This window comes from Chromobacterium paludis, assembly GCF_008275125.1.
Taxonomy (GTDB): Bacteria; Pseudomonadota; Gammaproteobacteria; order Burkholderiales; family Chromobacteriaceae; genus Chromobacterium; species Chromobacterium paludis.
In genome coordinates this window covers 3,775,665-3,799,323 of sequence record NZ_CP043473.1, presented here as the reverse complement: position 1 = coordinate 3,799,323, position 23,659 = coordinate 3,775,665, and the positions used below count along the sequence as shown (strand labels likewise).

The following is a 23,659-nucleotide window of genomic DNA, read 5'->3' as shown; positions in this document are numbered from 1 at the left end:
AAGTCCGTTCTCTGCCTGGGTTTTCAGGCTGTTTGCCAGTTATCCGGCGATTTTGGGCGCAATACGCCCTATACATGCGATCCGCCCCAGCAACCGGACAGGCTGCCCATGCGGATCAGGTTATAGGTCGCAAACGCTAAAAAAGTTTGCCCGGCCAGTTTGGCCCGGCCGATCAGTTTGGTTTTGCGAAGGCCTCCGACGGTTTTCAGCCAGCCGAAGCATTCCTCGATCCGTTTGCGTCGCCGCTGGCTGATCGCGTAACCCTCATGGCGCGTGGTGCGGCTGTCGATGGCGCTGCCGACACGCTTGCGCGCCACGTGCGGCGTGATGCCCAAGCCTCGGCAGCCGTTCACGAAAGCAGGCGTGTCATAGCCCTTGTCCGCGCCGACGGTGCTGCCTTTCTTGGCATTGCGCAGCAACAGGCTCAGCGCTTCGACGTTTTCGGCGTGGCCATTGACCTCGGACACCGAGACGTCCACGACCAGGCCGTTGCGGTTCTCGGTCAGGATATGGGCCATATGGCACAAGCGGCTGGCGTCGCCGGCGCTCTTGCGGGCCAGTCGCGCTTCCGGATCGGTTCGCGATTGATGCGTCTGGTTGCTTCGCTTCTCGCCCCGGAAATCGACGTCCGGGTTGCGCCCTGCGGGTGGGGAGGTATCGTCATCCTTGCGAACAAAGCTTTTGTGCGAAGCCCAGGCATCGATCAGCGTGCCGTCGACGCTGAAATGTTCGTCGCTGGTGAGCTTGCCCCACTCGGCCAGGCTGCGTACGCGAATGAAGAAGGCGCGGGCGACGTCTTCGGTAAACAAGCGGTCGCGATTTTGCGAGAAGGTCGAGTGATCCCAGACGCGGGCATCGGCGGAAAGGCCGACGAACCAGCGAAACAGCAGGTTGTAGTCCAGTTGCTCGACCAGCAGCCGCTCGGAGCGGATGGTGTAGAGCACTTGCAGCAGGGAGGCGCGCAGCAGATGTTCAGGCGGAATCGAAGGCCGCCCGACGCGGGAATATAAGCCGTCGAATACCTCATTCATCGAGCCGAGCACCAGGTCGACCATCTGGCGGATCTTGCGCAGCGGGTGATTGGCCGGGATGCGATCTTCCAGCTGGATGTAGCTGAACAGGCTCGTCTGACTGTCGTTGCGGACGCCTCTCATCGGGTGCTTTCGCGGTTCGTTGGATGTTGATGATTATACCAAATGAATGGCTGTTGGTTTTTCAACGGCCTGTTAGGCGTAGTTTGCAACGGCCTTGGACCGCACCACGGTGAAGGGGCGCAGTATCCACTGCGGGTAACGGTCGTAATCCAGCTCGGTCAATTCCAGCGGGTGCAATTTATCGGTTCCGGCGCACAGGCCAATCGCCAATGTAGGGTCGGCATAACTGATGATATCGCCTGGAGCGGAGAAGATATCCCAGCGTTGCTTATCCTTGTCCGCATCATCCAATAGCTGCATTTTCAATGGTGCGCCTAATTCGATTTTCTCTGCGCCGATGACCAGCTGGTTGCCGCTGGTGGCGAGTCCAAACAGCCCGCTGACAAAGTCCACATTAAATAGGGCCAACATGTTTCCCTGCAATGGCTTCAGCACCAATGGCGCGCCTTTGATGGAATCTTCGGCGCAGAGCGCTAATTCTGGATTGTCAGCGTAAGTAATAAAGAAGGGCACACTGGTGAAGGACATCCATATCTCCCAGAAAAAACAAGGAGGGGGCATGGCCCCACTCCCGGTGCGCGTGCGTGGAATTAAGCTTGTTCAGAGAACAGCAGTTCCGAGCGCTGGGCCGAAGTCAACGGCTTGAATGCCCATTGCTGAGCCGGCGAGGCGTTGAATTCAAACAACCAGATCAGGCTGCCATTGCCGCCGCGGTTCTGGTTATCGATCACCAGATTGGGGTTCTGGCGACTCAGGATGAAACCCGGACGGGTGTAGAAGTCCCAACGCTGAGTCATCGAACTCGAATTGTACGGCTTCAGCACCAACGGCTTGCCGCTGGCCATTTCGCTGACATCCAGCACCAGTTGGTTGCCGCTGGTAGCCAGACCAAACACGCCATTTTCGAAATCAATGTTGAACAGGGACAGGAAGTTGCCTTGGATTTGGCGCAGCGACAATTGGGAGCCGCTCATCGAGTCATTGGCAGTGATGCCCAGGGTGGTATTTTGGCTGTAGGTAAGGAAATAGGGAAAAGAAGAGAAAGCCATTTTTAGATACCCTCATTTTTTAGCCAGCAACTTACTGGCCTTGTAGCTATAGCAGAGGTTTTCTCTCAATCAAGGTCATTCACTTTAATTTCACACCCACAAAGAATTATTTCAAGAAAGTTGTTTTAAATCATAAGGATAGGTGAGCTAAGTGCAAATACCTAATTTTATTTGGGTATGGATTATTCAAATCGCCATATCCAGCTTGCAGATTATGTTTCCTATCTCAATACAATAAAACATAAGGGGGAAATTTACCGCCTGCACTACTCTTGCTTGCGGCTTTACCGTCATCACCACCACACTCCATTGCTAGGCCCATTCATTCACATCCAAACAATCAGACGAATGGCTTGTGTTTGATTTTCTTCAGTACATTTAATCTATTCAATTTCTATTCTAATGTGATCCCATGCCTGGCAAATCCATGCCCTCTCGCCCATGCCCCTGCTCTATGGGCTATGTGCGCAATGATTGATCGCCCCGCCTCGGACTGCCGTGCGCCGCCTCAAACCCAGCAGAGGAGTACCGCGGCAAATCATGATGGCCGCGAGAAGGCTGCGCCATCGCGCAGGCCCCTGCCACTGCCGCATGGCTAGGTATTCCTACGCTGATGCCTTGGCCGGCAATCCGCCTTATAACGCCAGCAGGCCTCGGTCATCCCCATGGTTCAGTTGCGCGCGTCACCGCCATTGCCGGCCGACGCCAAACTGCCAGTGCTATGCCATGGCCAGCCAAGGCTTGGCTCTGCTTTTTCATTCGCCGCAGATGGCGTTCATACAGGCAAGAAAGGATTGACATGGGCAACAATGTTTACCAGCCGCCGTTCTATGTCCCGCCGAAAACTTCCACGGCCTACCCCGGCACGTGCCCGTCTGGCCAGATCATTCTGTACAAGGACAATAACTGGAACAGCGCGTCCCTCACCATCGACACCACCAGCCCGCAGTATCCATCCGGCCATTTCTTTTCCTTCTCCGGCACCTCGCTGCAAGACAATGCAACCTGGATCGTATTTAATCTGCCGGAAGGGGTGGTTTGCACGCTGTGCGACAACGTGGTGCAAAACGCCAATCCTTACGATTTTTCCAACGCCGGCGTCTGCGTGGACCTGATCGGCAACGGACAGACCCAAACCATAGACTTGGTGGCCTACGGCGCCAACGATTGCCTCAGCGGCGGCATCTGGCGCGATGTCGAGCTGGACCAAGGCTGGTTCCAGCTGTTTGCCGACACCACCCAACGCGGCACTTTCGCCACGATCTTTCTCACGGAATGGCCCACCGCCCAGCCGGTATCCATCGCCAAATGGTGGCTGCAGGATAAAGGCTCTTCGGTCAACTTCCCCAGCCTGACGCCGCCGCAGCAGCTGACGCTGTCCAACAATGCCGATGGCAGCGGCCAGTCCATCACCCTAGGGGCGAGCAACGCTTTCGGCACGTACACCACGCCGGCCGCGGTGGACCTGACCACCAGCGGCATGAACGACAAGGTCAGCGCGTTCTCCTACAGCCTGATTGCGCCGGTCAAGACGGTGGTGTCGTCGGTCACGGTCGATGTCGACTCGCCCATTTTGCCCGGCCAGACCTTTACCGAAACCATCAAGGGCACCAATGCCTCGTCCGAGGTGCTGACCGTGACGGACACCGTGGCGGTGGGCAAGACGGTGGAAATCTCCAATACCACCACGCAGCAATACGAAACCATGGCGTCGATCTCCGCCACCGTCACGGCGACGGAGGGCGTGCCGGATGTGGATTCCATCCAGGCCAGCCTGACCACCTCGTTCTCGGTGACGTCCACCACCTCGTCGTCGCAAACCACGACCAATACCAACACCGTCAGCCTGGAGCAGCAGATCACCTTCAACGTGCCGCCGCAATCCAGCTACTCCGGCGTGGCCACCATCTCCATCGGCCAGGTGCCGCCCACCACGGTGACGCAGAACGGCTTGTACTACTACAGCCAGAACCTGCCGGGATCGGTCAAGCAGCCGGACGGCACCTATCTGCTGACCTCTCCGGTCACGGTCAATATCAGCGGCGAGGTGGGTTCTTCCGTGCAGTTCACCGTCACCTCCACCCCGCTGACCACCAAGACGCTGAACGCCAAATAGGCCTGCGATGCGCGGCCGGCCACTGGATTGGCTAGGCGCGATTCAAGCAGCCCACCCTGCCGCAAAGCGGGGTGGGCTTTTTTTCCGGGCGCGCTACAAGCGGAAGCGGCCTATCAGGCCCTCCAGCTCCTCGCCCAGCCGCGCCAGCGCTTCCGTGGCCTGCCGCGCCTGGTGGATGGAATCGTCGGTTTGCAGCAGCATGCCGTGGATGTTTTCGATATGGCGGGCGATCTCCTGGCTGGCGCTGGACTGCTCCGCCGTGGAGGCGGCGATGTCGCCCACCGCCGTCACCACCTCTTGCGCCTGGCCGCTGATTTGCCGGATGGACTGCGAGGATGCCTCGGCCAGCCGCACCCCGCGCTCCACCTGGCCCAAGGCGCCGTCCATGCTGCCGGTCGCGTCGGCGGTATCGCGCTGCATGGTCTGGATCACGCCGCCTATCTCCAGCGTGGCCTGGGCGGTGCGCTCGGCCAGCTTGCGCACTTCGTCCGCCACCACGGCGAAGCCGCGGCCCTGTTCCCCGGCGCGCGCGGCTTCTATCGCCGCGTTCAGCGCCAACAGATTGGTTTGGTCCGCGATGTCGCGTATCACCAGCACGATGCCGGATATCTGGTCTGATCGCTCCCGCATGCCGGACAGCACTTCCGCCAATTGCCGCACGCTGCCGGCGATGCGGTTGATCTCGGCGGCGGTGGCTTCCACGTCGGCCGCCGCGCGGCCGGACAGCGTGTCCGCCTCGCGCGCGCGCTGCTCGGCCACGCGGGCCGATTCCGCGATATGGCTGACGCTGACCGACAACTGCTCCACGCTGGCGGCGGTGGCCGTGGCGGCCTGGGACTGGCGCGCCGAGCTGTCGCGTATGCTGGACACCTCGCCGCCCAGCTGCCGCACCGAGCCCAGCACGTCGACGGCATGGCGGCGCACGTCCAGCATCATGGCGCGCAAGGAGGCGATGAAGACATTGAAGGCGCCGGCGGCCTGGCCGATTTCGTCGCGGCTGGCGATGGCCAGTTCGCGCGTCAGATCGCCGTCGCCGGCGGCCAGCTCGGCCATCGCGCCTTGCAGGCGGCCCAACGGCCGCAGCAACTGGCTCAGGGTGGCGCCCAGCAGCAGCAGGATCAGCGCCAGGATGGCCAAGCTGATGCCGGCGGCCTGCCAGCTGGCGGCGCGCACCGGGGCGAAGGCCTCGTCTTCCGGGATGGAGATGCGCACGGCCCACGGCTTTTCCGCCTGGCCCACCGCGATGGGCATGATGAAATGGCGGAAGCCGTCGCCGCCGCGGTACTCATCCGGCTTGCCCTCGCGGATCGCGTCCTTGGCCTCGGCCGGCAGGTCCTGCGCCGGCTTGCCGTTGCCCTCCGGCCGCAAGCCAGCCAGCTGCATGCCGCCATTGGAATACAGACTCATATAGCCGCTGCCGTAGGGCCGCACCTGCTCCGCCAGTTTCTGCAGGTGGCCCAGCGCGATGTCGCAGCCGGCCACGCCCAGCACTTTGCCGCCCAGGCTGAGCGGGAAGGAAACCGTGCCCATCAGGATTTTGACGTCGGGGTCGATATAGGGCTCGGTCAGCGTGGGCTTGCCGCTGCGGCGCGGCTCGGCGTAATACGGGCTGCTGTCCACGCCGTCGCCGCCCCACACCACGTCCACCTTGCCGCCCTTGCGCACCCAGTACACGCCGTAGCGGCCGGTGCTGTCGTTTTCCGGCTTGCCGGCCAGTTCGGCGTCGCGGCCGTCGAAGGCGTTGGGTTCCCAATCCACCCAGTAGCCCACCGCGTCGGGATTGTTGGGCAACTGGCGTTTCACCACTTCGGACAGCATCGAGCGGCCGTTCGGCGGCATGGCGCTCTTGACCGCCAGGGCAGCTTCAGCCATCGCCTGCGCGGAGTCATAGGTCTGGCCCAGCTTGCGCTGCACCCGGCCGGCCTCGCTTTTGGCCAATAGGCGGGCGTGGTCCAGCACCGCCGCCTCCGCGTTGCGGTAGCTGTTGTAGATATTGGCGCCGGCCAGCACGCCGAAGCCTATCAGGATCAATAAGCCGGAACCGGCCAGGATCTTGGCCTTGATAGTGGTAATCATGAGAGCGCCCTCAGCCTTCGCGCCGCTTATGGCGCTGTTGTCCGGCCGCGGCGGCGCACGCGCGCCGCGGTCCTTGTTGTTCAGCTAAAGGTAGCGCTGCCGCGCGCTCCGCGCAAAGGCAGGATTACCGCATGTCATTCGCCAGCGCGGCGGCCATGCGCTTGGCGGAGGCGCCGGCTATCAGGTGGTGAAAGGGCGTGACCACGGCCAGATAGCCTCGTCCCAATGGATTGTGCGCGCGCACCAGGGTGGCGACGCACAGCTGGCCCGGCCGCCAGCGCAGCACCAGCCGGAAATCCAGATGGCGGTCGTCCTCGCCCAGCACCGCCTCGTGCTCACCCAGGTGCAATATGCGGAACACGCCCAGCTGCTGCCCTTGCCGATATGGGCCGGCGACCGCGTCCAGTTCCGTTTTCGCGGTTTTCAGGCCCAGCGGCGCCACCAGCCGGTCGCGCAGGCGCATCAGCATATTGGCCCACCGCGGCATGGCCTGGGAGAAGGCGCGCAGCAGGGTGGCGGCGTCCGGCGGCGGCGCGTCCATGGCCACCGGCACCAGGCGGATGTCCTGCCAGGCGTAGCGGCCGGCCTCGGCGGCCAGCAGAGGGATGTCGGGAAAGGGATTGGCGGTGGACATGATGGCGCTCCAAAGCGATGGCACAGCCTTCAGCATGCCATCATTCCGCAGGGGCGTCTTGAAGCCAAACGACATCAGCGCCGCGGCACGCAGGCCAGTCGCGCGCCCAGCTGCCGGCACTGGCCGTCCAGCGTTTCGCCGCGCGGCGTGGCGATGCGGCAAGCTTGTTCCGGCTGCAAACCCTGGCAGGCATTCACCGCCTCCCGCGGCGGCTGGCGCGGCGCGCGGCCGCCTTCCGGCACGGGCCGGGCATTATCGGTGCCCACCGCCGGCCTGGGCAGCGCCGCCGGCTCGCCGCGGAAGCAACCTATGCTGTACGGGTACTCCCGAGTCATCACGTAGTGGTACATCTCCACATCCTTGCCGTCCCAGCGGATGCGGCTGACCCGGCCGTGGCAGGCGTCCAGATCGGCATCGCGCAGTTCGCGGCCGTTCTCGTCCAGCGGGCTGAAAATGCCGAAGCCGTCGCGGGCGTAGCCCACCAGCCGGTTGGGCTGGTCCATGCCCGGCACGCAGGGACTGGGGCCGTGATAGTGATAGCTGCCGCTGCGCTCCGGGTGGCCGTTGCAGCGGTCCTGCACCTCGTGCGCCACGGCGTCGCGATGCGCGGCGTCCAAGGCGTTGAACAGCAAGACGCCGTTGAGCATGATGCCCACCGGCCCCATGGGCACGCAGGCGGGCTGCGCCGCCGGCCGCGGATCGCGCGGCAGCCGCCAGTCGATAGACTGGGCGGCGATGGCGTTGGGATTGCGGTCTATGCGGTAGGCGGGGTCATCCCGCGCGATGGGGAATTCGCCGGTCACACCGCCCACCGGCAGCGCGTTGCCGGTCAGCCGCCGCTGCCAGTCCTCCAGCGCGCTGGCGAAGCTGGCCTGCGGCCAATTCACCGCGCCGCGCACCTGCAGCTTGCGCGTGGCGTCCCAGCTGTCGCCGCGCATCCAGTCGCCGGCATGCTCGGCGCCCTGATTGCGCATCGGCCCCGGGCAGGCGTAGACATAGCCCCCGCGCGGCGCGGCGCTGACGCGGCCATCGCCCAGCGGCAGGTGGTGCGGGTCCAGCGTCCATTGCGCCTCATGCCCCAGCGCGGGCAGGGCCAGGCACAGCAAGCAGGTAAGCAGGCGACGCATGTGCTTCTCCCAAAACAAACCGTGTTTGCAGTGTAGCCTGCCCGCCAGGCAGCGATGCCGACTTGCCGTAATTCGGCAAAATGCCGATACTAACTGGGCAATTGCCCATGGAGATTACCATGTCCCTCACCTTGTTCTCTCCCGATTTCAGCGCGCTGCCGGAACAACCACGTACGCCATCGCGGCGTTTCGCCCGCCTATCCCGTCTCATCGGCCACAGAGTCCACTCAGACATAGAGCTGGCCCGCTACGTGGCTAACGGCGCGGACACCAGCCTGATCGACCAACTCGCCGGCGAGGGGCTAAGCCGCAAGGAGCTGGAGTTCGTCATTCCGGCGCGCACCTTGTCCCATCGCATCAAGAAGCACGAAAAGCTGAGCCGCGACGAATCCGAACGCGGCGTGCGCATGGCCAGCCTGCTGGTGCTGGCGCAGCAGGTGCTGGGCGAGGAGGCCGCCGGCTGGCTGCGCCAGCCGCTGCGCCGCTTCGACGAGCAAAGCCCCTTGCAGCTGGCGCAAACCGAACAGGGCGCGCGGCTGGTGGAAAACCTGCTGATTCAGATAGACGAAGGCTACGTAGCGTGATCGGCTGGCGCATCAGCCATTACGCCGACCTCAACGGCCTGGGCGGCTTGCGCGCCGACGGCCGCTGGCACCACGCCGGCCGCCCCATCGTCTACCTGGCCGACCACGCCGCCAGCGCCATGCTGGAAATGCTGGTGCACAGCGAACTGCGCCGGCTGCCGGCCAGCTTCCAGCTGCTGAAAGTGGCGCTGCCGGACGACGGCATGTTGGACCTGGACCCGGCCGCGCTGGCGACGGACTGGCGCGCGCGCCTGGAGGATAGCCGCCGGCTGGGCGACGCCTGGCTGGCGCAGGCCCCCAGCGCGCTGCTCAGGGTGCCCAGCGCGCTGGCGGTGGACAGCCGCAACTTGCTATTGAATCCGCTGCACCCGGATGCCGCCCGCTGCCGCATTTTGGAGGTCATCGCCGCGCCGCTGGACGCGCGGCTGCGCGCATAAAAAAACCGGCCGCGCGGGCCGGTTCAAACTTCAAGACACAAATTCTCAGTGGTAGCTCTGCGCCGCCTTGACTGCGGCGGCGGCGTCCACCAGGCCGGCGGAGCAGCCTTCGCAGTCGGTCGCCGGCGCGCGCGAGGTGTCGATCAGCAGCTTGCGCGCGGACTTCCAGTCCAGGTTGGGGTTGACCGCCAGCATCAGCGCCACCAGGCCGGCCACGTGCGGGGTAGCCATCGAGGTGCCGCGGTCGGCGCCGTAGATGTCGTTGCCCGGCGTGGTCTTGCCGTCGTTCAAGGTGGAAATGATGCCGGGGTCCTTGCCGATGAAGTCGCCGCCCGGCGCCGTCACCGCCACCATCGCGCCATAGTTGGAATACGACGCGATGCCGCCGTTCATGCCGTTGGCCGCCACCGTGATCACGCCCGGGCAGCTGGCCGGGGCAAAGTCGCGCGCGTTGCGCGTGGCGTTGCCGGCCGCCACCACCACGATGCCCTTGTGCAAGGCCACCTGTTGGATCACGTCGCGGTAGGTCTGGGTGCAAGGCTGCGCGGCGCCCAGCGACATGCTGATGATGCGCGCGGGGTTGGCGTTGGCCGGCACGCCGGGCACGGTGCCGCCCACCGCCCACAGCATGGCGTCGGCGATGTCGGCGTCGGTGCCGCCGCAGCGGCCCAGCACGCGCAGCGGCAGCAGCTTGGCCTTGGGCGCCACGCCGGTCAGACCCTGGCCCGTGCCGCCCGCGGCGGCGATGGTGCCCGCCACGTGGGTGCCGTGCCAGCTGCTGTCAGACGGCGCGGAGCCCGCTCCGCAGTCGCCCGCCGCAGCCCAGTCGCCCTGGTCCAGCGCATTGGCTTGACGCGCGCTGCTGGTGCCTGTCACGGCTGCCAGACGAGCCGAAGCCGGATCGGAGACAAAGTTGTAGCCCGGCTGCAGCAGATTGGGCACGAGGTCCTTGTGCGGACGGTAGCCGGTGTCCAGCACCGCTACGGTCACGCCCTGGCCCTGGGTAATGTCCCAGGCGGCCGGCAGATCCAAGGAGCCCGGCTGGCTGGCGCTGTCCTGCATGTCCCATTGCGCGCTGGCATACATGGGGCTGGACGGCACGTAGTTGGCCTTCTTGATGAAGTTGGGCTCGGCGTATTCCACCGTCGGGTCTTGCTGCTTGATGCGCTGCGCCATGGCGCGCGCCTGGCTGGCGTTCATCAGCTTGCCGCTGTTGAACACATAGGCGCCGGTGCCCATCTGGTGGTCAAAGCGCAGCGGCAGACCGGTGATGCTCTGCACCTGCTGGGCGCGCTGGGCAAAGTCCGCCGGACGCGCCGACAGGACTTGGCCGCGCGCCAGGCTGGCCGCCTGGCGAGCCAGCAGGGTTTGCGAGCCTTGCTTGTACTTGACGATGATGCCGGCCACGTCCGGGCCGCTGGACGCGGCCAGCACGGCGCCGCTCAGTCCGGCCAACAGCAGGCCGGAAATCAGTTGATGCATTTTCACGGAAAGCTCCTTCTACTTGCGTCGCGGCGCGATCAGCTCTTCAGGTACGGGATGGTGGTCAGGCCTGCCGGCAGCTTGCCGCCGCCCGCCGATGGGCTGCCCCAGTTGACGAGCTGGCCATCCTTGGACACCGCCAGGAAACCGCCCAGGCCCGTGCTGTAGATCGCGCGGATGTTCTGCAACTTGGCCTGCACCGCCGAACTGTCGCCGCCGTGCGCGGCCGCGCCCCAGGTCACCACCGTGCCGTCCTTCTTCAGCGCGGCGAAGGCGTAATCGTTGGAGAACAGCGCTACCACATTGCTCAGCTTGGCCTGCACGGCGGAACTGTCGCCGCCGCGGGTTTCATCGCCCCAGGTCACCACCGTGCCGTCCTTCTTCAAGGCGGCAAAGGCGGTTTCGGTGCTGGCCACGGTCGCCACATTGTTCAGCTGCGCCTGCACGCTGCCGACATCGTTGCGCTGGCTATCGCCCCAGGTCACCACCGTGCCGTCCTTCTTCAGCGCGGCGAAGGCGGTCTTGCTGGCAAACACCTTGGCCACGTTGGACAGGCCGCCCTTGAAGGCACTCAGGTCGGCGCCGCGGTCGAAGATCACGCTGCCTATGGTCGACACCACGCCGCTTTGGCTCAGCGCGGCAATCACATTGCGATTGCTCAGCAGGGACAGATTGGACAGCGGCATCGGCTCGGTACCGTCATACAGCCCGGTATCGTTGTTGTCGAAATTCATGCCCCAGGTCACTACGCTGCCGTCCTTCTTCAGGGCGGTGAAGCTGTAATCGGTGGAATAAAGCTTGACCACGTTGTTCAGCTTGGCGGCCACCGCGCTGGTGTCGCCGCCCACCGACGGGTCGCCGAAGGCGAATACCGTGCCGTCCTTCTTCAGCGCGGCCACCGCGCCTTCGCTATAGCTGACGTCGGTGATGTCGCGGAACTGGCCGATGGTGGACGAGCTGAAGAAGCTGGGAATCGGCAGGAAATCGCCGTTGCCGTCGAAAGGCACTTCCAGATTGCCCCAGGCGGTGGCGCTGCCGTCCTTATTCAGGGCGACAAAGCCGCGCTTGAGCGGCCAGAGCTTGGTCACGCTGTTCAGCGGCACCACCGGACCCATGTAATCGCCGCTGCCTACGCCGCCCTTGCCGTCATGATTGCCGCCGGAAGCGCCGCGGCCCCAGCTGATCACGGTGCCGTCTTTTTGCAACGCGGCCCAGGCGCGCTCACTGCCTGCTACCTGTACCACATTTTTCGGCTGAACGGCCAGCGCCGAGGTGTCGCCGCCCAGGCGATTGCTGCCCCAGACGGCCAGCGTGCCGTCAGCCTTGGCCACGGCGAATACCGAAGGCGAGGCGAAGACGGTTTGCGGCGCCAGGCTTTGCACCGCGGTGCGGAAACCGCAGCTGGCGCGCACCAGCAGCGGCGCGCTGGGATCCGGATCGTCGATATAGCTGCCCTGCTGCGTGCTGGGCTGGTTATAGCTTTGCCAGGTCAGTTGCAAATCGCCGTTGCAATTGCTGCTGGCGGCGGTCAGCGTGCCGCCGCGCGCGCCGTATACGTCCAGGCTCAGCGGCGCGCTGACCAAGGTGTTGGTATTGCCGCTGCTGCTCGAGGCGGTGTCGCCGCCGCCCCCGCCGCAACCGGCCAGCGTGCCGATCAGACCTATGCTCAGCGCCATCGCGCTGAGACGCCATGGCGTATGCGTCCTTGTCATCACGTCTCCCTTTCTCCAATGCAGAAAATTGTTTTTGTTTAATGCTCCAGGCATTAAACAAAAATGTAACAGCCATATTGGGAAATGGAAAAACCTTTACAACAAGAACGATATTTTCTGTGCATTTTCGCAACAAATTCAATAACAATGCATTGAATTTAACATTTTATCGAAGCAATTATGCATTAAACATGCTTCGCGACACACCAAAACATTGCCAGCCAAACAGCATAAAAAATAAAGGCTTGGTCTATTTCGCACGCCGATGGCACTTCCTGCCAAGCAGGCTCCTCCACGCTGGTAAAACGCAGCAGCAACATCCATCGCCACGGCATCGGCCATGCCTGCGCCGCACGGCCGGACACGGAAATGACTTATGGATATAAACTTATTTCTTTACATGAATTGAAAAACAAAAACCGCCCACAGCATCTGCGGGCGGTTTGGCAAAACAGGAAGCTGTCGGGCGGTCAGCCGCGGGCCAGTTGCGTCGCTTCGCGCGCCAGCTGGGTGATGCGGTCCCAGTCGCGCGCGGCGATGGCGTCGTCCGGCGTCAGCCAGCTGCCGCCCACGGCCAGCACATTGGGCAGGGCCAGGTATTCCGGCGCCTTCTTGATGTCGATGCCACCGGTGGGGCAGAAACGCAGGTCCGGGAAGGGGCTGGCCAGCGACTTCAGCAGCTTGACGCCGCCCACGGCCTCCGCCGGGAACAGCTTCAGCGTGTTGAAGCCTTCGTCTTGCGCCCACATCGCTTCCGACGGGGTGGCGATGCCGGGGATCAGGGTCAGGCTGGACGCGCGCGCCGCCGAGGCCAGCTCGCCGGTGAAACCGGGGCTGATGCCAAACTGGGCGCCGGCGTCCACCGCCGCTTCCAACTGGGCGCGGTTGCGCAGGGTGCCGGCGCCGACGATGGCTTCCGGCACTTCGTCGCGCATGCGACGCATCGCCGCCAGCGCGGCCTTGGTGCGCAGCGTCACTTCCAGCACCTTGATGCCGCCGGCCACCAGGGCGTGGGCCAAGTCCACCGCCACCGCGGCGTCGTTGACGATGATCACCGGCACCACCGGGCCTTGGCGCAATACAGTCAAAGCATCCATTCTTATCTCCTGTTAGCGGCCGGCGCGCCTGGCGCCCCGGCCTGCCGAATCATGTCAGTCCGCTCAGTTCCAGGCCGGATGGCGGAAGCTCATCGCGCCGGCTTCGGCGTCGTCCGCCACGTGGCGGAACACCGAGAACAGCTCGCGGCCCATGCCGTATTCATTGTGCGACAGATCGGCCTGCGCCAGCCCGCGCGCCGCCCATTCCGCCGCGTCCACCAGGGCGGACAGCTCGCCGGTCTCGGCGTCGACGCGGATCAGGTCGCCGTCCTGGATTTTGCCGATGGCGCCGCCGGACAGCGCTTCCGGCGAGATGTGGATGGCGGCCGGCACCTTGCCGGACGCGCCGGACATGCGGCCGTCGGTCACCAGCGCCACCTTGAAGCCGCGCTCCTGCAGAATGGTCAGCGCCGGGGTCAGCTTGTGCAGTTCCGGCATGCCGTTGGCGCGCGGACCCTGGAAGCGGATCACCGCGACGAAGTCTTTTTCCAGCTCGCCGCGCTTGAACGCCGCCAGCATGTCGTTCTGGTCGTGGAACACCACGGCCGGCGCTTCCACCACGCGGTGTTCGGCCTTCACCGCCGACACCTTGATCACGCCGCGGCCGATATTGCCGGCCATCAGCTTCAGGCCGCCATCGGCGGAGAACGGATCGGCCGCGGTGCGCAGCACGCTGTCGTCGCCGCTGACGGCGGGCGCATCGCGCCATTTCAGCTCGCCGTTGTCCAGCCAAGGCTCCTGCGTGTAATGCGACAGGCCGCGGCCCATCACCGTGCCCACGTCTTCGTGCAGCAGGCCGGCGGACAGCAGCTCGCGGATCACGAAGCCCATGCCGCCGGCGGCGTGGAAGTGGTTCACGTCGGCCTTGCCGTTGGGGTAGGCGCGCACCAAGAGCGGGATGATGGCCGACAGCTCGTCGAAATCGTCCCAGTTCACGTCGATGCCGGCCGCGCGGGCGATGGCGACGATATGCATGGTGTGGTTGGTGGAGCCGCCGGTGGCCAGCAGGCCGACGATGGCGTTGACGATGGTTTTTTCATCCACCATCTCCCCCACCGGGGTGAACTGCTCGCCCTGGGCGGCGATCTTGGCGGCCTGGGCCGCGGCCGCGCGGGTCAGCGCCTCGCGCAGCGGGGTATTCGGATTGACGAAGGCGGCGCCCGGCAGATGCAGGCCCATGATTTCCATCAGCATCTGGTTGGAGTTGGCGGTGCCGTAGAAGGTACAGGTGCCGGGGCCGTGGTAAGACTGGCACTCCGATTCAAGCAGCGCGTCGCGGCCCACTTTGCCTTCGGCGTACAGCTGGCGCACCTTAGCCTTCTCGTCGTTGGCGATGCCGGTGGTCATCGGGCCGGCCGGAACGAACAGCGCCGGCAAGTGGCCGAAGGTCAAAGCGCCTATCATCAAGCCTGGCACAATCTTGTCGCACACGCCCAGGTAGAGGGCGGCGTCGAACATTTGATGGCTCAGCGCCACGGCGGTGCTCATGGCGATCACGTCGCGGCTGAACAGCGACAGCTCCATGCCGGCCTGGCCCTGGGTCACGCCGTCGCACATCGCCGGCACGCCGCCGGCGAACTGGGCGGTGGCGCCGGCCGCCAGCGCGGCTTCCTTCAGCCAAGCCGGAAAAGCGGCCAGCGGCTGGTGGGCCGACAGCATGTCATTGTAGGAAGATACAATCGCCAGGTTGGGGCGGTGTTCTTCCTTGAGATGGATCTTGACGGTATCCGGCATCGCCGCGAAGGCATGGGCCAGATTGGTACACGACAGGTGCGCCCGCTCCACCCGGCCTTGCTGGGCAGCGGCGCGCACGCGCGCCAGATAAGCGCTGCGGCGCGGCTGGCTGCGCGCGATGATGCGGTCGGTAACGGCGGACAGGGTGGGATGCAAAGCCATGGTGACGTTCCGTGTTGAATAGAATCTGATAGTAGTTTTACTACACGCAAAAGGCAAGGCGAACTACGCGCCGCCTGCGGCGTCCAGTGGCGACTATCCTCTTTTCCATGAACGATTTCCAGCCAATTTGCCCAAATTTTGAGCCAAGGCAAAAGGTGTTGCAAAAGCGGCCCCGCGCGCGGCTTTCCCGTAGACAGCCGAGTGCTGGATGGTAATATAACTACATTAATTAAACTTCGAGATGGAAGATCAGGATGGAGACTCGTTCTACCCCTACCCCGGCCTTCGACATGGTGTTGTTCGGCGGCGCCGGCGATCTGGTGATGCGCAAGTTATTGCCCTCCCTTTATCAGGCACACAACGCCGGTCTGCTCAACGAGCAAGGACGCATCCTGGCGTTGGGCCGCAAGGACCTGAGCCGCGCGGACTACCTGGCTGCCGTCGAGAAACAATCCCGCATCCACATCAAGTCCCACTTTGACGACGCCGCCTGGCAGAGTTTCTGCGCGCGCATCGACTACCTCAAGGTGGATGCCTCCCAGGCCGCGGACTACCCGGCGCTGGCCGAGAAGATCGGCGCCGACGGCGGCAAGGTAGTGGTGTGCTACCTGGCCACCGCGCCCAATCTGTTCGCCGGCATCTGCGAGAACCTAGCCGCCGTCGGCCTCAACCGCGACAACGTGCGCGTGGTGCTGGAAAAACCGCTGGGCACCGACCTGGAGTCGTCCAACGAGATCAACGACGACGTGGCCCGCTTCTTCCAGGAAGAACAGCTGTACCGGATCGACCACTACCTGGGCAAGGAGTCGGTGCAAAACCTGATGGCCATCCGCTTCGCCAACGCGCTGTTCGAGCCGCTGTGGCGCCGCGAGTGGATACACGACGTGCAGATCACCATCTCCGAAGAGCTGGGCGTGGGCAGCCGCGGCGACTTCTACGACGGCACCGGCGCGCTGCGCGACATGGTGCAGAACCACCTGCTGCAGCTGCTTTGCATCGTGGCCATGGAGCCGCCGGCCAACCTGGAAGCCGACGCCGTGCGCGACGAAAAGCTGAAGGTGCTGAAGGCGCTGCGCCCCTTCACCGAGCAAGACGTGGTCACCAAGACCGTGCGCGGCCAGTACAAGGCCGGCGCCAGCGGCGGCCAGCCGGTGGTGGGTTATCTGGAAGAGGCCGGCATTCCGGAGCACAGCCAGACTGAAACCTTCGTCGCCATCAAAGCCGAGATCGACAACTGGCGCTGGGCCGGCGTGCCCTTCTTCCTGCGCACCGGCAAGCGCATGCAGGAACGCCTGGCCGAGATCGTCATCAATTTCCGCGACGTGCCGCACCAGGTGTTCGCCGGCCCCATGGGCGGCAACCACCACGCCAACCGCATGGTGATCCGCCTGCAGCCGGACGAAAGCATACGTTTGTACTTCCTGGCCAAGGAGCCGGGCGACACCATGCGCCTGCAGCCGGCCTACCTGGACCTGGACTTCTACAAGGCCTTCAAGGTGCGCCGCGCCGACGCCTACGAGCGCCTGCTCTTGGACGTGATCCGCGGCAAGCTGGCGCTGTTCATGCGCCGCGACGAGCTGATCGAAGCCTGGCGCTGGGTGGAGCCGATCATGGAAACCTGGGCCAACAGCAGCAGCAACCCGCCCAAGCAGTACACCGCCGGCAGCTGGGGTCCGGCCGCCTCCAGCGCGCTGCTGTCGCGCGACGGCATCAGCTGGCACGAAGAGTGTTGATGTCGGGTGGAAGCCCCTCCGGGGCGTTCCGCCTTTTTTCACATCCATAGCAGCACATGGCGGAACGCCCGCGCAACGGGCTTCCGCCCGACAGATGACAAGACCGGGGCGGAACGCCCCGAGCAAGACAAAGACCGAGGTACGCGCATGAACTGGTTGGAATTCCCCGACACCAAGCAACAGATCGATGCCCTGGCCAACAGCGTGGCCTCGCGGCTGTCCGCCGCCATCGAGAGCCGCGGCAACGCGGTGCTGGCCGTCTCCGGCGGCAAGTCGCCCATTCCGTTTTTCCAGCTGATGTCCAGCATGGCCATAGACTGGGAGCGCGTCACCGTGACGCTGGTGGACGAACGCTTCGTCGCGCCGGACCACCCGGACAGCAACGCCGGCCTGGTGCGCCAATACCTGCTGCAAGACCGCGCCGCGCCGGCCCGCTTCCTGCCGCTGGTGCGCGAAGCGCTGGACATCGAGGCCGAAGTGGCCGCCGCCAGCCGCGACTTCGCCGCGCCGGACGTGGCCATCCTGGGCATGGGCGAAGACGGCCACACCGCGTCCCTGTTCCCGGGCGCGCCGGAACTGAGCGCCGGCCTGGACCCGGCGGGCGCGCAGCCCATCCTGGCGGTCACGCCGCAAACCGCGCCGCACCGCCGCGTCTCCATGAGCTATGCCGCGCTGCTGCAGAGCGGCAGCCTGATCCTGTCGGTGCAGGGCGCCAAGAAACGCGAAGTGCTGGACGCCGCCCGCCGCGCCGTCAGCGATACGCTGCCGATCAGCCATTTCCTGGCCCAGGACAAGGTGCCGCTCGATGTCTACTGGACTGCCTGAAGCCTGGCCGCGCCTCTTAGGCGACGTGGGCGGCAGCAACGCGCGCTTCGCGCTGGAAACCGCGCCCGGCGTCATCGAAGATATCCTGACCCTGCCCACCGCGCGCTATCCCACGCTGGAAGACGCGCTGCGCGACTTCCTGGCCCAGGTGGGCGCGCGCCGGGTGGCCCACGCCGCCATCGGCATCGCCAATCCGCTGAACGGCGACTGGGTGCAGATGACCAATTGCCCCTGGTCCTTCTCCATCGAGGCCGTGCGCCAGGCCCTGGGGTTCACCACCCTGCTGCTGCTCAACGACTTCACCGCCCTGGCCTTGGCGCTGCCGCGGCTGCCGCGCGGCGAACTGTCGCAAATCGGCGGCGGCGCGGCGCGGGCGGATGCGCCGCTGGCGCTGATCGGCCCCGGCACCGGGCTGGGCGTGTCGGCGCTGGTGCCGCATGAAGGCGGCTGGCGCGCGCTGGCAGGCGAGGGCGGCCATGCCTCGTTCGCCCCGCAAGATGAAAACGAAGCGCGCATCTGGCGCTATGCCCAGGCGCGCTTCGGCCATGTCTCGACCGAAAGGCTGCTGTCCGGCGCCGGTCTCGCCCTGATTCACCAGGCGCTGTGCGCGCGAGACGGCGAGGACGACGCGCCGCGTGAACCCGCCTGGATCACCGCGCAGGGTTTATCCGGACAGGACGCGCGCTGCCGCGAAACGCTGGAAATCTTCTGCGGCGCGCTCGGTTCGGCCGCCGGAAATCTGGCCTTGACCCTAGGCGCCCGTGGCGGGGTATACATAGGTGGTGGTATTGTGCCGCGTCTAAGCGGTTTTTTTGAACAATCCCCATTTCGCCGCCGCTTCGAGGACAAGGGACGGATGTCGGACTTCCTGGCCGGCATCCCGGTATATCTGATCACCAGCGCCTATCCCGCCCTGCCGGGCGTGGCCGCCCACTTGGCGGACCATCTGGCGCCGCGCAGCAACCCTCCCCGGGTGGACGTCTCCACCCCTCCTCGCGGCGGCTCAGCAGGAGACATGCATGCTTGATCGCATCCGTGGCCAACTGGAGATGCTGTCCTCGGCCGAACGCAAGGTGGCCGAACTGGTGCTGGAGCAACCCTACACCGTCATCCAGGCCGCCGTGGCCGATATCGCCAAGAGCGCCGGCGTCAGCCAGCCCACCGTGATCCGTTTCTGCCGCACCGTAGGCTGTTCCGGCCTGCCGGACTTCAAACTGAAGCTGGCCGGCAGCCTGGTGACGGGCGTGCCCTACGTCCACTCCAGCGTGCGCCCGGAAGACCCGACGTCCGAGATCGTGGCCAAGGTGTTCGACAACACCGTGTCCGCGCTCTTGAAGTGCCGCAACGACGTCAACCCGCAGGCGATAGAAGCCGCGGTGCAATTGCTGACCGATGCCCATCGCATCGAGTTTTACGGCCTGGGCAACTCCGGCATCATCGCCGCCGACGCTCAGCACAAGTTCTTCCGTTTCGGCATCCCCACCGTGGCCTATTCCGACACCCACATCCAGATGATGGCGGCGTCGGTGCTGGGACCGGACGACGTGCTGGTGGCCATCTCCAGTTCCGGCCGCACGCTGGAATTGCTGGAAGCGGTGGACGTGGCCATCGCCTCCGGCGCCAAGGTGATCGCGCTGACCACCAGCGGCTCGCCACTGGCCCGCCGCGCCACCGTGTCGCTGATCGCCGACACGCTGGAAGACAATGAAACCTACAGCCCGATGATTTCGCGCATCGTGCACCTGGTGCAGATCGACATTTTGGCGGTCAGCGTGGCCCTGCGCCGCGGACCGGGGCTGATCCGCCAGCTGGAAAAGACCAAGCACAGCCTGAAGAACCGCAGGCTGGACAATAAACAACCGGAATAGGACGAGATATCATGAGTGAACTGACCGAACTGCCGGCCTGGCAGGCCCTGTGGGACCACTTCGCCGAGGCCAAGCACCTGCACATGCGCGAGCTGTTCGCGGCGGACCCGGAGCGCGCGGAGCGCTACTCGCTGGAAGTGGGCGGACTGTTCCTCGACTATTCCAAGAACCGCATCACCGACGCCACGCTGATGGGACTGATGGAGCTGGCCCGCGAAGCCGGCCTGCCCTCGCGCATCAAGTCCATGTTCAAGGGCGAGAAGATCAACCGCACGGAAAACCGCTCGGTGCTGCACATCGCGCTGCGCAACCGCACCAACGCCCCCATCATGGTGGACGGCGAGGATGTGATGCCGCGGGTCAACTCGGTGCTGGAACGCATGGGCAAATTCGCCCACGCGGTGCGCTCCGGCGACTGGCTGGGCTTCACCAACCAGCCCATCACCGACATCGTCAACATCGGCATCGGCGGCTCCGACCTCGGCCCGCTGATGGTCTGCAGCGCGCTGAAGCCGTTTGGCCATCCGCGGCTCAACATGCACTTCGTCTCCAATGTGGACGGCGCGCAGCTCAAGGAAACGCTGAAGAAGGTGCACCCGGAAACCACGCTGTTCATCGTGGAATCCAAGACCTTCACCACCCAGGAGACGCTGACCAACGCGCTGACCGCGCGCGAGTGGTTCCTGTCCCATGCGCGCGACGAAGGCGCGGTGGCCAAGCACTTCGTGGCCGTGTCCACCAATCAGAAAGCCGTGGCCGAATTCGGCATCGATCCGGCCAATATGTTCGAATTCTGGAACTGGGTGGGCGGCCGCTACAGCCTGTGGTCGGCCATCGGCCTGCCCATCATGCTGTATCTGGGCGAAGAAAACTTCACCGAGCTGCTCAACGGCGCCCACATCATGGACCAGCACTTCATGAACGCGCCGTTCGAGCAGAACATGCCGGTGCTGCTGGCCATGATAGGCGTCTGGTACATCAACTATTACGGCGGCGGCAGCCATGTGATCGCCCCGTACGACCAGTATCTGCACCGCCTGCCGGCCTTCATCCAGCAGCTGGACATGGAGTCCAACGGCAAGCAGGTGACCTTGTCCGGCCAGCCGGTCAATTATGAAACCGCGCCCATCATCTGGGGCGAGACCGGCATCAACGGCCAGCACGCCTTCTTCCAGCTCTTGCACCAAGGCACCCACATCTCGCCTATCGACCTGATCGCCTCGCTGGAGAACCGTTCCAGCCTGCCGGGCCACCACGAGATCCTGCTGGCCAATGTCTTCGCCCAGGCCGAGGCTTTCATGCGCGGCAAGACGGCCGAGGAAGTGCGCGCCGAGCTGACCGAGCAGGGCCTGAAGGGCGAGGCGCTGGAAGCGCTGGTGCCGCACAAGGTGTTCGGCGGCAACCGCCCCACCAACACCCTGCTGATGAGTCGGCTGGACCCGCGCAACCTCGGTTCGCTGATCGCGCTGTACGAGCACAAGATCTTCGTCCAGGGCGTGATCTGGCACATCAACAGCTTCGACCAATGGGGCGTGGAGCTGGGCAAGCAGCTGGCCAAGACCATCCATGCGGAACTGACCGGCAAGCTGGAGCACGCCGAGCACGACTGCTCCACCCGCCGCCTGATCGAGCTGTACCGCAAGGCCAACGGCTAAAACGCGCGCCACTGCTTGACCGCCGCCCCTCGCGCCAGCCTGGGGCGGTTTTCATTGGCCGCCGCGCATTGGGGATAACCCCGATTGCCCGGCTGGCGCGGCGCTGCTCAAATGACGGATTAATCCGAATAAAAACAATGCACTGAAGAAGACAGACAGGGATGAGTAAGTTACGCAGCATCATGCTGGCCAGCCTGCTGCTGACCGGCAGCCTGGCCGGCCATGCCGCCGGCCGGCTGATTCAGGTCGGCGAATCCGCCGACGCCATCACCCTCAGCGGCACCGTGGTCGGCCCCGTCGCCAGCGGCAGCAAGGCCGAAGGCACATTTTCCGAAACCTACCACCTGAAGCTGAGCCAGCCCATCGACCTGAACGACGCCGGAGCCTGCGGCCGGCGCCGCGTCTCCAGCCTGGCCCTGAGCCAGGAAGGCATGGCCCGTCTCAAGGGCCGCGCCGTCACCGTGAAGGCGCGGGTGTTCTGTCAGGAAGACCGCGGCGTGGCTTACCGGCTGGCCGACATCAGCGTGCGGTAAACAGACGGGCTAGCGCGCGCGCCGCCGTTTCGGCGTCCGGCGCGTCGAACAGCCCGCCTATCACCGCGACCGCGTCCGCGCCGGCCGCGATCACTTGCGCCGCGTTGTCCGGCGCGATGCCGCCTATCGCCACCGCATTCGCCCCCAGCCCCGCCGCTTCGGCAAACAAGGAAAGGGGCGCGGCCACCGCATGCGGCTTGGTCTGCGACGGAAACACCGCGCCGAAAGCCACGTAACTGGCGCCGGCCGCCATGGCTTGCCGCGCCAGCGCCAGCTGGTCGTAACAGGAGGCGCCGATCACCGCGTCCGGCCCCAGCGCCGCGCGCGCGGCGGCGATGTCGCCGTCGTCGCGGCCCAGATGGACGCCGTCGGCGCCGACCCGCCTGGCCAGCTCCACATCATCGTTGACGATGAACAGCGCGCGGTGGCTGCGGCACAGCGCGGCCAATAGATTGGCCTGCCACAGCCGATGCGCCGCGTCGCCGCTCTTGTCGCGGTATTGCAAGACGCGCGCGCCGCCGGCCAGCGCGGCGGCGGCCAATTCCAGCAGCCGCTCGCTGTCGTCGCACTGCGGGGTGACGGCGTACAGCCCCTCAACTCTTGGCGGCATCGCCGTCTTCCTCGTCGTCGCCGCGCGCCCAGAACATGCGGTCCGGCAAGAACTGGCCCATGCCGGGGCGGAAGCCGTTCAGCAAGGTCTGGTAGGTGTATTCCTGCGCCTCGCGCACCGCTTCCGGCAGCAACAGGCCGGTGGCCAGCATGCCGGCGATGGCCGAGGCCAAGGTGCAGCCGGAGCCGTGGTAGCTGCCCGGCAGCCGCTCCCAATGGTCGGCGCGCACTACGCCGTCCTGGCCGTACAGGCTGTTGATCACTTCCTTGGAATTCTCATGCGTGCCGGTGATCAGCAGATAGGGAACGCCCAGCGCCAGAATGCGCTCGGCGCACTGGTCCAGCGTCAGCTCCTCGTCCTCGTCCGGGTCGTTGCTGGCCAGGCGGCGCGCCTCCAGGCTGTTCGGCGTCAGGATGGACACCTGCGGGATCAGCATGTCGCGCATGGCCGCGATCACGTCCTCGTCGGCCAGGTCATGGCCGCCGCCGCTGGCCAGCACCGGGTCCAGCACCACCGGAATGTCCGGATAGTCGGCGATCAGCTGCGCCACCACGGCGACGTTTTCCACGCTGCCCAGCATGCCGATCTTGAACGCCGCCACCGGCATGTCCTCCATCAGAAAACGCGCCTGGTCGTTGACCCAGTCCGCGTCCATCACCATCAGGTCGTTGACGCCGACGGTGTCTTGCACCGTGATCGCGGTGATCACCGACAGCGGATGGCAGCCCAGGCTGGCCAGCGTCAGGATGTCGGCCTGGATGCCGGCGCCGCCGGACGGATCGGAACCGGCCAGGGTCAACACCAGCGGCGGGGTGGCGGGAGTGGTCAAGGGCAAACCTCTTCTGTCTTATTGCGTTGGCAAGATTTAGAATACCCATTTTATCCGAACACGAGGGTGAAGCGATGCGTACTTGGATGTGTCTGATCTGCGGTTTCATCTACGACGAAGAATCCGGCCGGCCGGAAGACGGCATTCCGCCGGGCACCCGCTGGGAAGACCTGCCGCCCAACTGGACCTGTCCGGACTGCGACGCGCGCAAGGACGACTTCCAGATGGTGGAAATCTAAGAC

The 23,659-nt window shown here is 65.0% G+C and carries 22 protein-coding genes; 10 read left to right on the top strand and 12 right to left on the bottom strand.

What is annotated here, in order from left to right; translation table 11 throughout:
- Positions 1 to 68: 68 nt before the first annotated feature.
- From FYK34_RS18005 to FYK34_RS17995, 3 genes are all read right to left on the bottom strand, one after another.
- Positions 69 to 1,154, bottom strand: coding sequence for an IS5 family transposase (locus tag FYK34_RS18005; protein WP_149298871.1), 1,086 nt, complete (start codon positions 1,152 to 1,154; stop codon positions 69 to 71).
- A 72-nt stretch (positions 1,155 to 1,226) separates the two neighbouring features.
- Positions 1,227 to 1,682 carry a hypothetical protein gene (locus FYK34_RS18000; RefSeq protein ID WP_149298869.1) on the bottom strand — a complete coding sequence of 152 codons (456 nt, stop codon included), beginning with the start codon at positions 1,680 to 1,682 and terminating at the stop codon, positions 1,227 to 1,229.
- A gap of 62 nt (positions 1,683 to 1,744) precedes the next feature.
- Positions 1,745 to 2,203, bottom strand: a complete 459-nt coding sequence (locus FYK34_RS17995) for an RICIN domain-containing protein (RefSeq protein ID WP_149298867.1) — start codon at positions 2,201 to 2,203, stop codon at positions 1,745 to 1,747.
- Positions 2,204 to 3,002: 799 nt separating this feature from the next.
- On the opposite strand from FYK34_RS17995, the gene FYK34_RS17990 reads away from it, so the two are divergent.
- On the top strand, positions 3,003 to 4,319 hold the full coding sequence (locus FYK34_RS17990) for a hypothetical protein (protein ID WP_149298865.1): 1,317 nt from the start codon (positions 3,003 to 3,005) through the stop codon (positions 4,317 to 4,319).
- Between the two features lie 93 nt (positions 4,320 to 4,412).
- Here FYK34_RS17990 and FYK34_RS17985 read toward each other — a convergent pair whose 3' ends face one another.
- The 3 genes from FYK34_RS17985 to FYK34_RS17975 all read right to left on the bottom strand — a co-directional run bounded on the left by FYK34_RS17985 (position 4,413) and on the right by FYK34_RS17975 (position 8,156).
- On the bottom strand, positions 4,413 to 6,395 hold the full coding sequence (locus FYK34_RS17985; RefSeq protein ID WP_149298863.1) for a methyl-accepting chemotaxis protein: 1,983 nt from the start codon (positions 6,393 to 6,395) through the stop codon (positions 4,413 to 4,415).
- Positions 6,396 to 6,519: 124 nt separating this feature from the next.
- Positions 6,520 to 7,029, bottom strand: a complete 510-nt coding sequence (locus FYK34_RS17980; RefSeq protein WP_168209796.1) for a DUF2867 domain-containing protein — start codon at positions 7,027 to 7,029, stop codon at positions 6,520 to 6,522.
- Between the two features lie 74 nt (positions 7,030 to 7,103).
- Positions 7,104 to 8,156 carry a YHYH protein gene (locus FYK34_RS17975; protein ID WP_149298859.1) on the bottom strand — a complete coding sequence of 351 codons (1,053 nt, stop codon included), beginning with the start codon at positions 8,154 to 8,156 and terminating at the stop codon, positions 7,104 to 7,106.
- Between the two features lie 119 nt (positions 8,157 to 8,275).
- Between FYK34_RS17975 and FYK34_RS17970 the strand changes: the two genes are divergently transcribed.
- Together FYK34_RS17970 and FYK34_RS17965 are read left to right on the top strand one after the other, a co-directional pair.
- Complete coding sequence (locus FYK34_RS17970; protein WP_168209795.1) at positions 8,276 to 8,740, top strand: antitoxin Xre/MbcA/ParS toxin-binding domain-containing protein; 465 nt, start codon at positions 8,276 to 8,278, stop codon at positions 8,738 to 8,740.
- Positions 8,737 to 9,177: an RES family NAD+ phosphorylase gene (locus tag FYK34_RS17965; RefSeq protein WP_149298855.1), complete on the top strand. Its 441-nt coding sequence runs from the start codon at positions 8,737 to 8,739 to the stop codon at positions 9,175 to 9,177. Before FYK34_RS17970 ends, FYK34_RS17965 begins: the two co-directional genes overlap by 4 nt.
- A 45-nt stretch (positions 9,178 to 9,222) precedes the next feature.
- Here the strand turns inward: FYK34_RS17965 and FYK34_RS17960 are convergent, their stop codons facing one another.
- The 4 genes from FYK34_RS17960 to edd all read right to left on the bottom strand — a co-directional run bounded on the left by FYK34_RS17960 (position 9,223) and on the right by edd (position 15,364).
- The gene (locus FYK34_RS17960; RefSeq protein ID WP_231137450.1) at positions 9,223 to 10,659 is read right to left on the bottom strand and encodes a S8 family peptidase; all 1,437 of its coding nucleotides are present in this window, start codon (positions 10,657 to 10,659) and stop codon (positions 9,223 to 9,225) included.
- Positions 10,660 to 10,697: 38 nt separating this feature from the next.
- Complete coding sequence (locus FYK34_RS17955; protein ID WP_149298850.1) at positions 10,698 to 12,371, bottom strand: RCC1 domain-containing protein; 1,674 nt, start codon at positions 12,369 to 12,371, stop codon at positions 10,698 to 10,700.
- A 470-nt stretch (positions 12,372 to 12,841) separates the two neighbouring features.
- A complete protein-coding gene (locus FYK34_RS17950) occupies positions 12,842 to 13,468 on the bottom strand; it encodes a bifunctional 4-hydroxy-2-oxoglutarate aldolase/2-dehydro-3-deoxy-phosphogluconate aldolase (RefSeq protein WP_149298848.1) in 627 nt (208 codons plus the stop codon).
- Positions 13,469 to 13,531: 63 nt separating this feature from the next.
- On the bottom strand, positions 13,532 to 15,364 hold the full coding sequence (gene edd, locus FYK34_RS17945) for a phosphogluconate dehydratase (protein WP_149298846.1): 1,833 nt from the start codon (positions 15,362 to 15,364) through the stop codon (positions 13,532 to 13,534).
- Positions 15,365 to 15,618: 254 nt separating this feature from the next.
- Between edd and zwf the strand changes: the two genes are divergently transcribed.
- The 6 genes from zwf to FYK34_RS17915 all read left to right on the top strand — a co-directional run bounded on the left by zwf (position 15,619) and on the right by FYK34_RS17915 (position 21,978).
- On the top strand, positions 15,619 to 17,097 hold the full coding sequence (gene zwf / locus FYK34_RS17940; protein ID WP_149298844.1) for a glucose-6-phosphate dehydrogenase: 1,479 nt from the start codon (positions 15,619 to 15,621) through the stop codon (positions 17,095 to 17,097).
- A gap of 147 nt (positions 17,098 to 17,244) precedes the next feature.
- A complete protein-coding gene (gene pgl / locus FYK34_RS17935) occupies positions 17,245 to 17,922 on the top strand; it encodes a 6-phosphogluconolactonase (protein WP_149298841.1) in 678 nt (225 codons plus the stop codon).
- Complete coding sequence (locus FYK34_RS17930; protein WP_149298839.1) at positions 17,903 to 18,949, top strand: glucokinase; 1,047 nt, start codon at positions 17,903 to 17,905, stop codon at positions 18,947 to 18,949. The genes pgl and FYK34_RS17930 overlap by 20 nt, the downstream gene beginning before the upstream one ends.
- A complete protein-coding gene (hexR, locus tag FYK34_RS17925; protein WP_149298837.1) occupies positions 18,942 to 19,790 on the top strand; it encodes a transcriptional regulator HexR in 849 nt (282 codons plus the stop codon). Before FYK34_RS17930 ends, hexR begins: the two co-directional genes overlap by 8 nt.
- An 11-nt stretch (positions 19,791 to 19,801) precedes the next feature.
- Positions 19,802 to 21,445: a glucose-6-phosphate isomerase gene (gene pgi / locus FYK34_RS17920; RefSeq protein ID WP_149298835.1), complete on the top strand. Its 1,644-nt coding sequence runs from the start codon at positions 19,802 to 19,804 to the stop codon at positions 21,443 to 21,445.
- A gap of 161 nt (positions 21,446 to 21,606) precedes the next feature.
- Positions 21,607 to 21,978, top strand: coding sequence for a hypothetical protein (locus tag FYK34_RS17915; protein ID WP_149298833.1), 372 nt, complete (start codon positions 21,607 to 21,609; stop codon positions 21,976 to 21,978).
- Here FYK34_RS17915 and thiE read toward each other — a convergent pair.
- Both thiE and thiD read right to left on the bottom strand, forming a co-directional pair.
- The gene (gene thiE / locus FYK34_RS17910; protein WP_149298831.1) at positions 21,965 to 22,588 is read right to left on the bottom strand and encodes a thiamine phosphate synthase; all 624 of its coding nucleotides are present in this window, start codon (positions 22,586 to 22,588) and stop codon (positions 21,965 to 21,967) included. The genes FYK34_RS17915 and thiE overlap by 14 nt on opposite strands.
- The gene (gene thiD / locus FYK34_RS17905; protein ID WP_149298829.1) at positions 22,572 to 23,417 is read right to left on the bottom strand and encodes a bifunctional hydroxymethylpyrimidine kinase/phosphomethylpyrimidine kinase; all 846 of its coding nucleotides are present in this window, start codon (positions 23,415 to 23,417) and stop codon (positions 22,572 to 22,574) included. Before thiD ends, thiE begins: the two co-directional genes overlap by 17 nt.
- A 74-nt stretch (positions 23,418 to 23,491) precedes the next feature.
- Here thiD and FYK34_RS17900 point away from each other — a divergent pair, with 74 nt between their 5' ends.
- Positions 23,492 to 23,656 (top strand): rubredoxin, encoded by a 165-nt coding sequence (locus FYK34_RS17900; protein WP_149298827.1) that lies wholly within the window; start codon positions 23,492 to 23,494, stop codon positions 23,654 to 23,656.
- The last annotated feature ends 3 nt before the right edge of the window (positions 23,657 to 23,659 follow it).

Excerpts from the sequence above, each read along its gene's own strand:
- pgi (WP_149298835.1), top strand. The coding sequence starts at position 19,802 with ATGAGTGAACTGACCGAACTGCCGGCCTGGCAGGCCCTGTGGGACCAC.
- FYK34_RS17955 (WP_149298850.1), bottom strand. The coding sequence starts at position 12,371 with ATGACAAGGACGCATACGCCATGGCGTCTCAGCGCGATGGCGCTGAGC.
- FYK34_RS17985 (WP_149298863.1), bottom strand. The coding sequence starts at position 6,395 with ATGATTACCACTATCAAGGCCAAGATCCTGGCCGGTTCCGGCTTATTG.
- FYK34_RS17995 (WP_149298867.1), bottom strand. The coding sequence starts at position 2,203 with ATGGCTTTCTCTTCTTTTCCCTATTTCCTTACCTACAGCCAAAATACC.
- FYK34_RS17930 (WP_149298839.1), top strand. The coding sequence starts at position 17,903 with ATGTCTACTGGACTGCCTGAAGCCTGGCCGCGCCTCTTAGGCGACGTG.
- FYK34_RS18000 (WP_149298869.1), bottom strand. The coding sequence starts at position 1,682 with ATGTCCTTCACCAGTGTGCCCTTCTTTATTACTTACGCTGACAATCCA.
- FYK34_RS17990 (WP_149298865.1), top strand. The coding sequence starts at position 3,003 with ATGGGCAACAATGTTTACCAGCCGCCGTTCTATGTCCCGCCGAAAACT.
- FYK34_RS17915 (WP_149298833.1), top strand. The coding sequence starts at position 21,607 with ATGAGTAAGTTACGCAGCATCATGCTGGCCAGCCTGCTGCTGACCGGC.
- FYK34_RS17960 (WP_231137450.1), bottom strand. The coding sequence starts at position 10,659 with ATGCATCAACTGATTTCCGGCCTGCTGTTGGCCGGACTGAGCGGCGCC.
- FYK34_RS18005 (WP_149298871.1), bottom strand. The coding sequence starts at position 1,154 with ATGAGAGGCGTCCGCAACGACAGTCAGACGAGCCTGTTCAGCTACATC.
- thiE (WP_149298831.1), bottom strand. The coding sequence starts at position 22,588 with ATGCCGCCAAGAGTTGAGGGGCTGTACGCCGTCACCCCGCAGTGCGAC.
- zwf (WP_149298844.1), top strand. The coding sequence starts at position 15,619 with ATGGAGACTCGTTCTACCCCTACCCCGGCCTTCGACATGGTGTTGTTC.
- FYK34_RS17980 (WP_168209796.1), bottom strand. The coding sequence starts at position 7,029 with ATGTCCACCGCCAATCCCTTTCCCGACATCCCTCTGCTGGCCGCCGAG.
- hexR (WP_149298837.1), top strand. The coding sequence starts at position 18,942 with ATGCTTGATCGCATCCGTGGCCAACTGGAGATGCTGTCCTCGGCCGAA.
- FYK34_RS17970 (WP_168209795.1), top strand. The coding sequence starts at position 8,276 with ATGTCCCTCACCTTGTTCTCTCCCGATTTCAGCGCGCTGCCGGAACAA.
- FYK34_RS17900 (WP_149298827.1), top strand. The coding sequence starts at position 23,492 with ATGCGTACTTGGATGTGTCTGATCTGCGGTTTCATCTACGACGAAGAA.
- edd (WP_149298846.1), bottom strand. The coding sequence starts at position 15,364 with ATGGCTTTGCATCCCACCCTGTCCGCCGTTACCGACCGCATCATCGCG.
- pgl (WP_149298841.1), top strand. The coding sequence starts at position 17,245 with ATGAACTGGTTGGAATTCCCCGACACCAAGCAACAGATCGATGCCCTG.
- FYK34_RS17950 (WP_149298848.1), bottom strand. The coding sequence starts at position 13,468 with ATGGATGCTTTGACTGTATTGCGCCAAGGCCCGGTGGTGCCGGTGATC.
- FYK34_RS17975 (WP_149298859.1), bottom strand. The coding sequence starts at position 8,156 with ATGCGTCGCCTGCTTACCTGCTTGCTGTGCCTGGCCCTGCCCGCGCTG.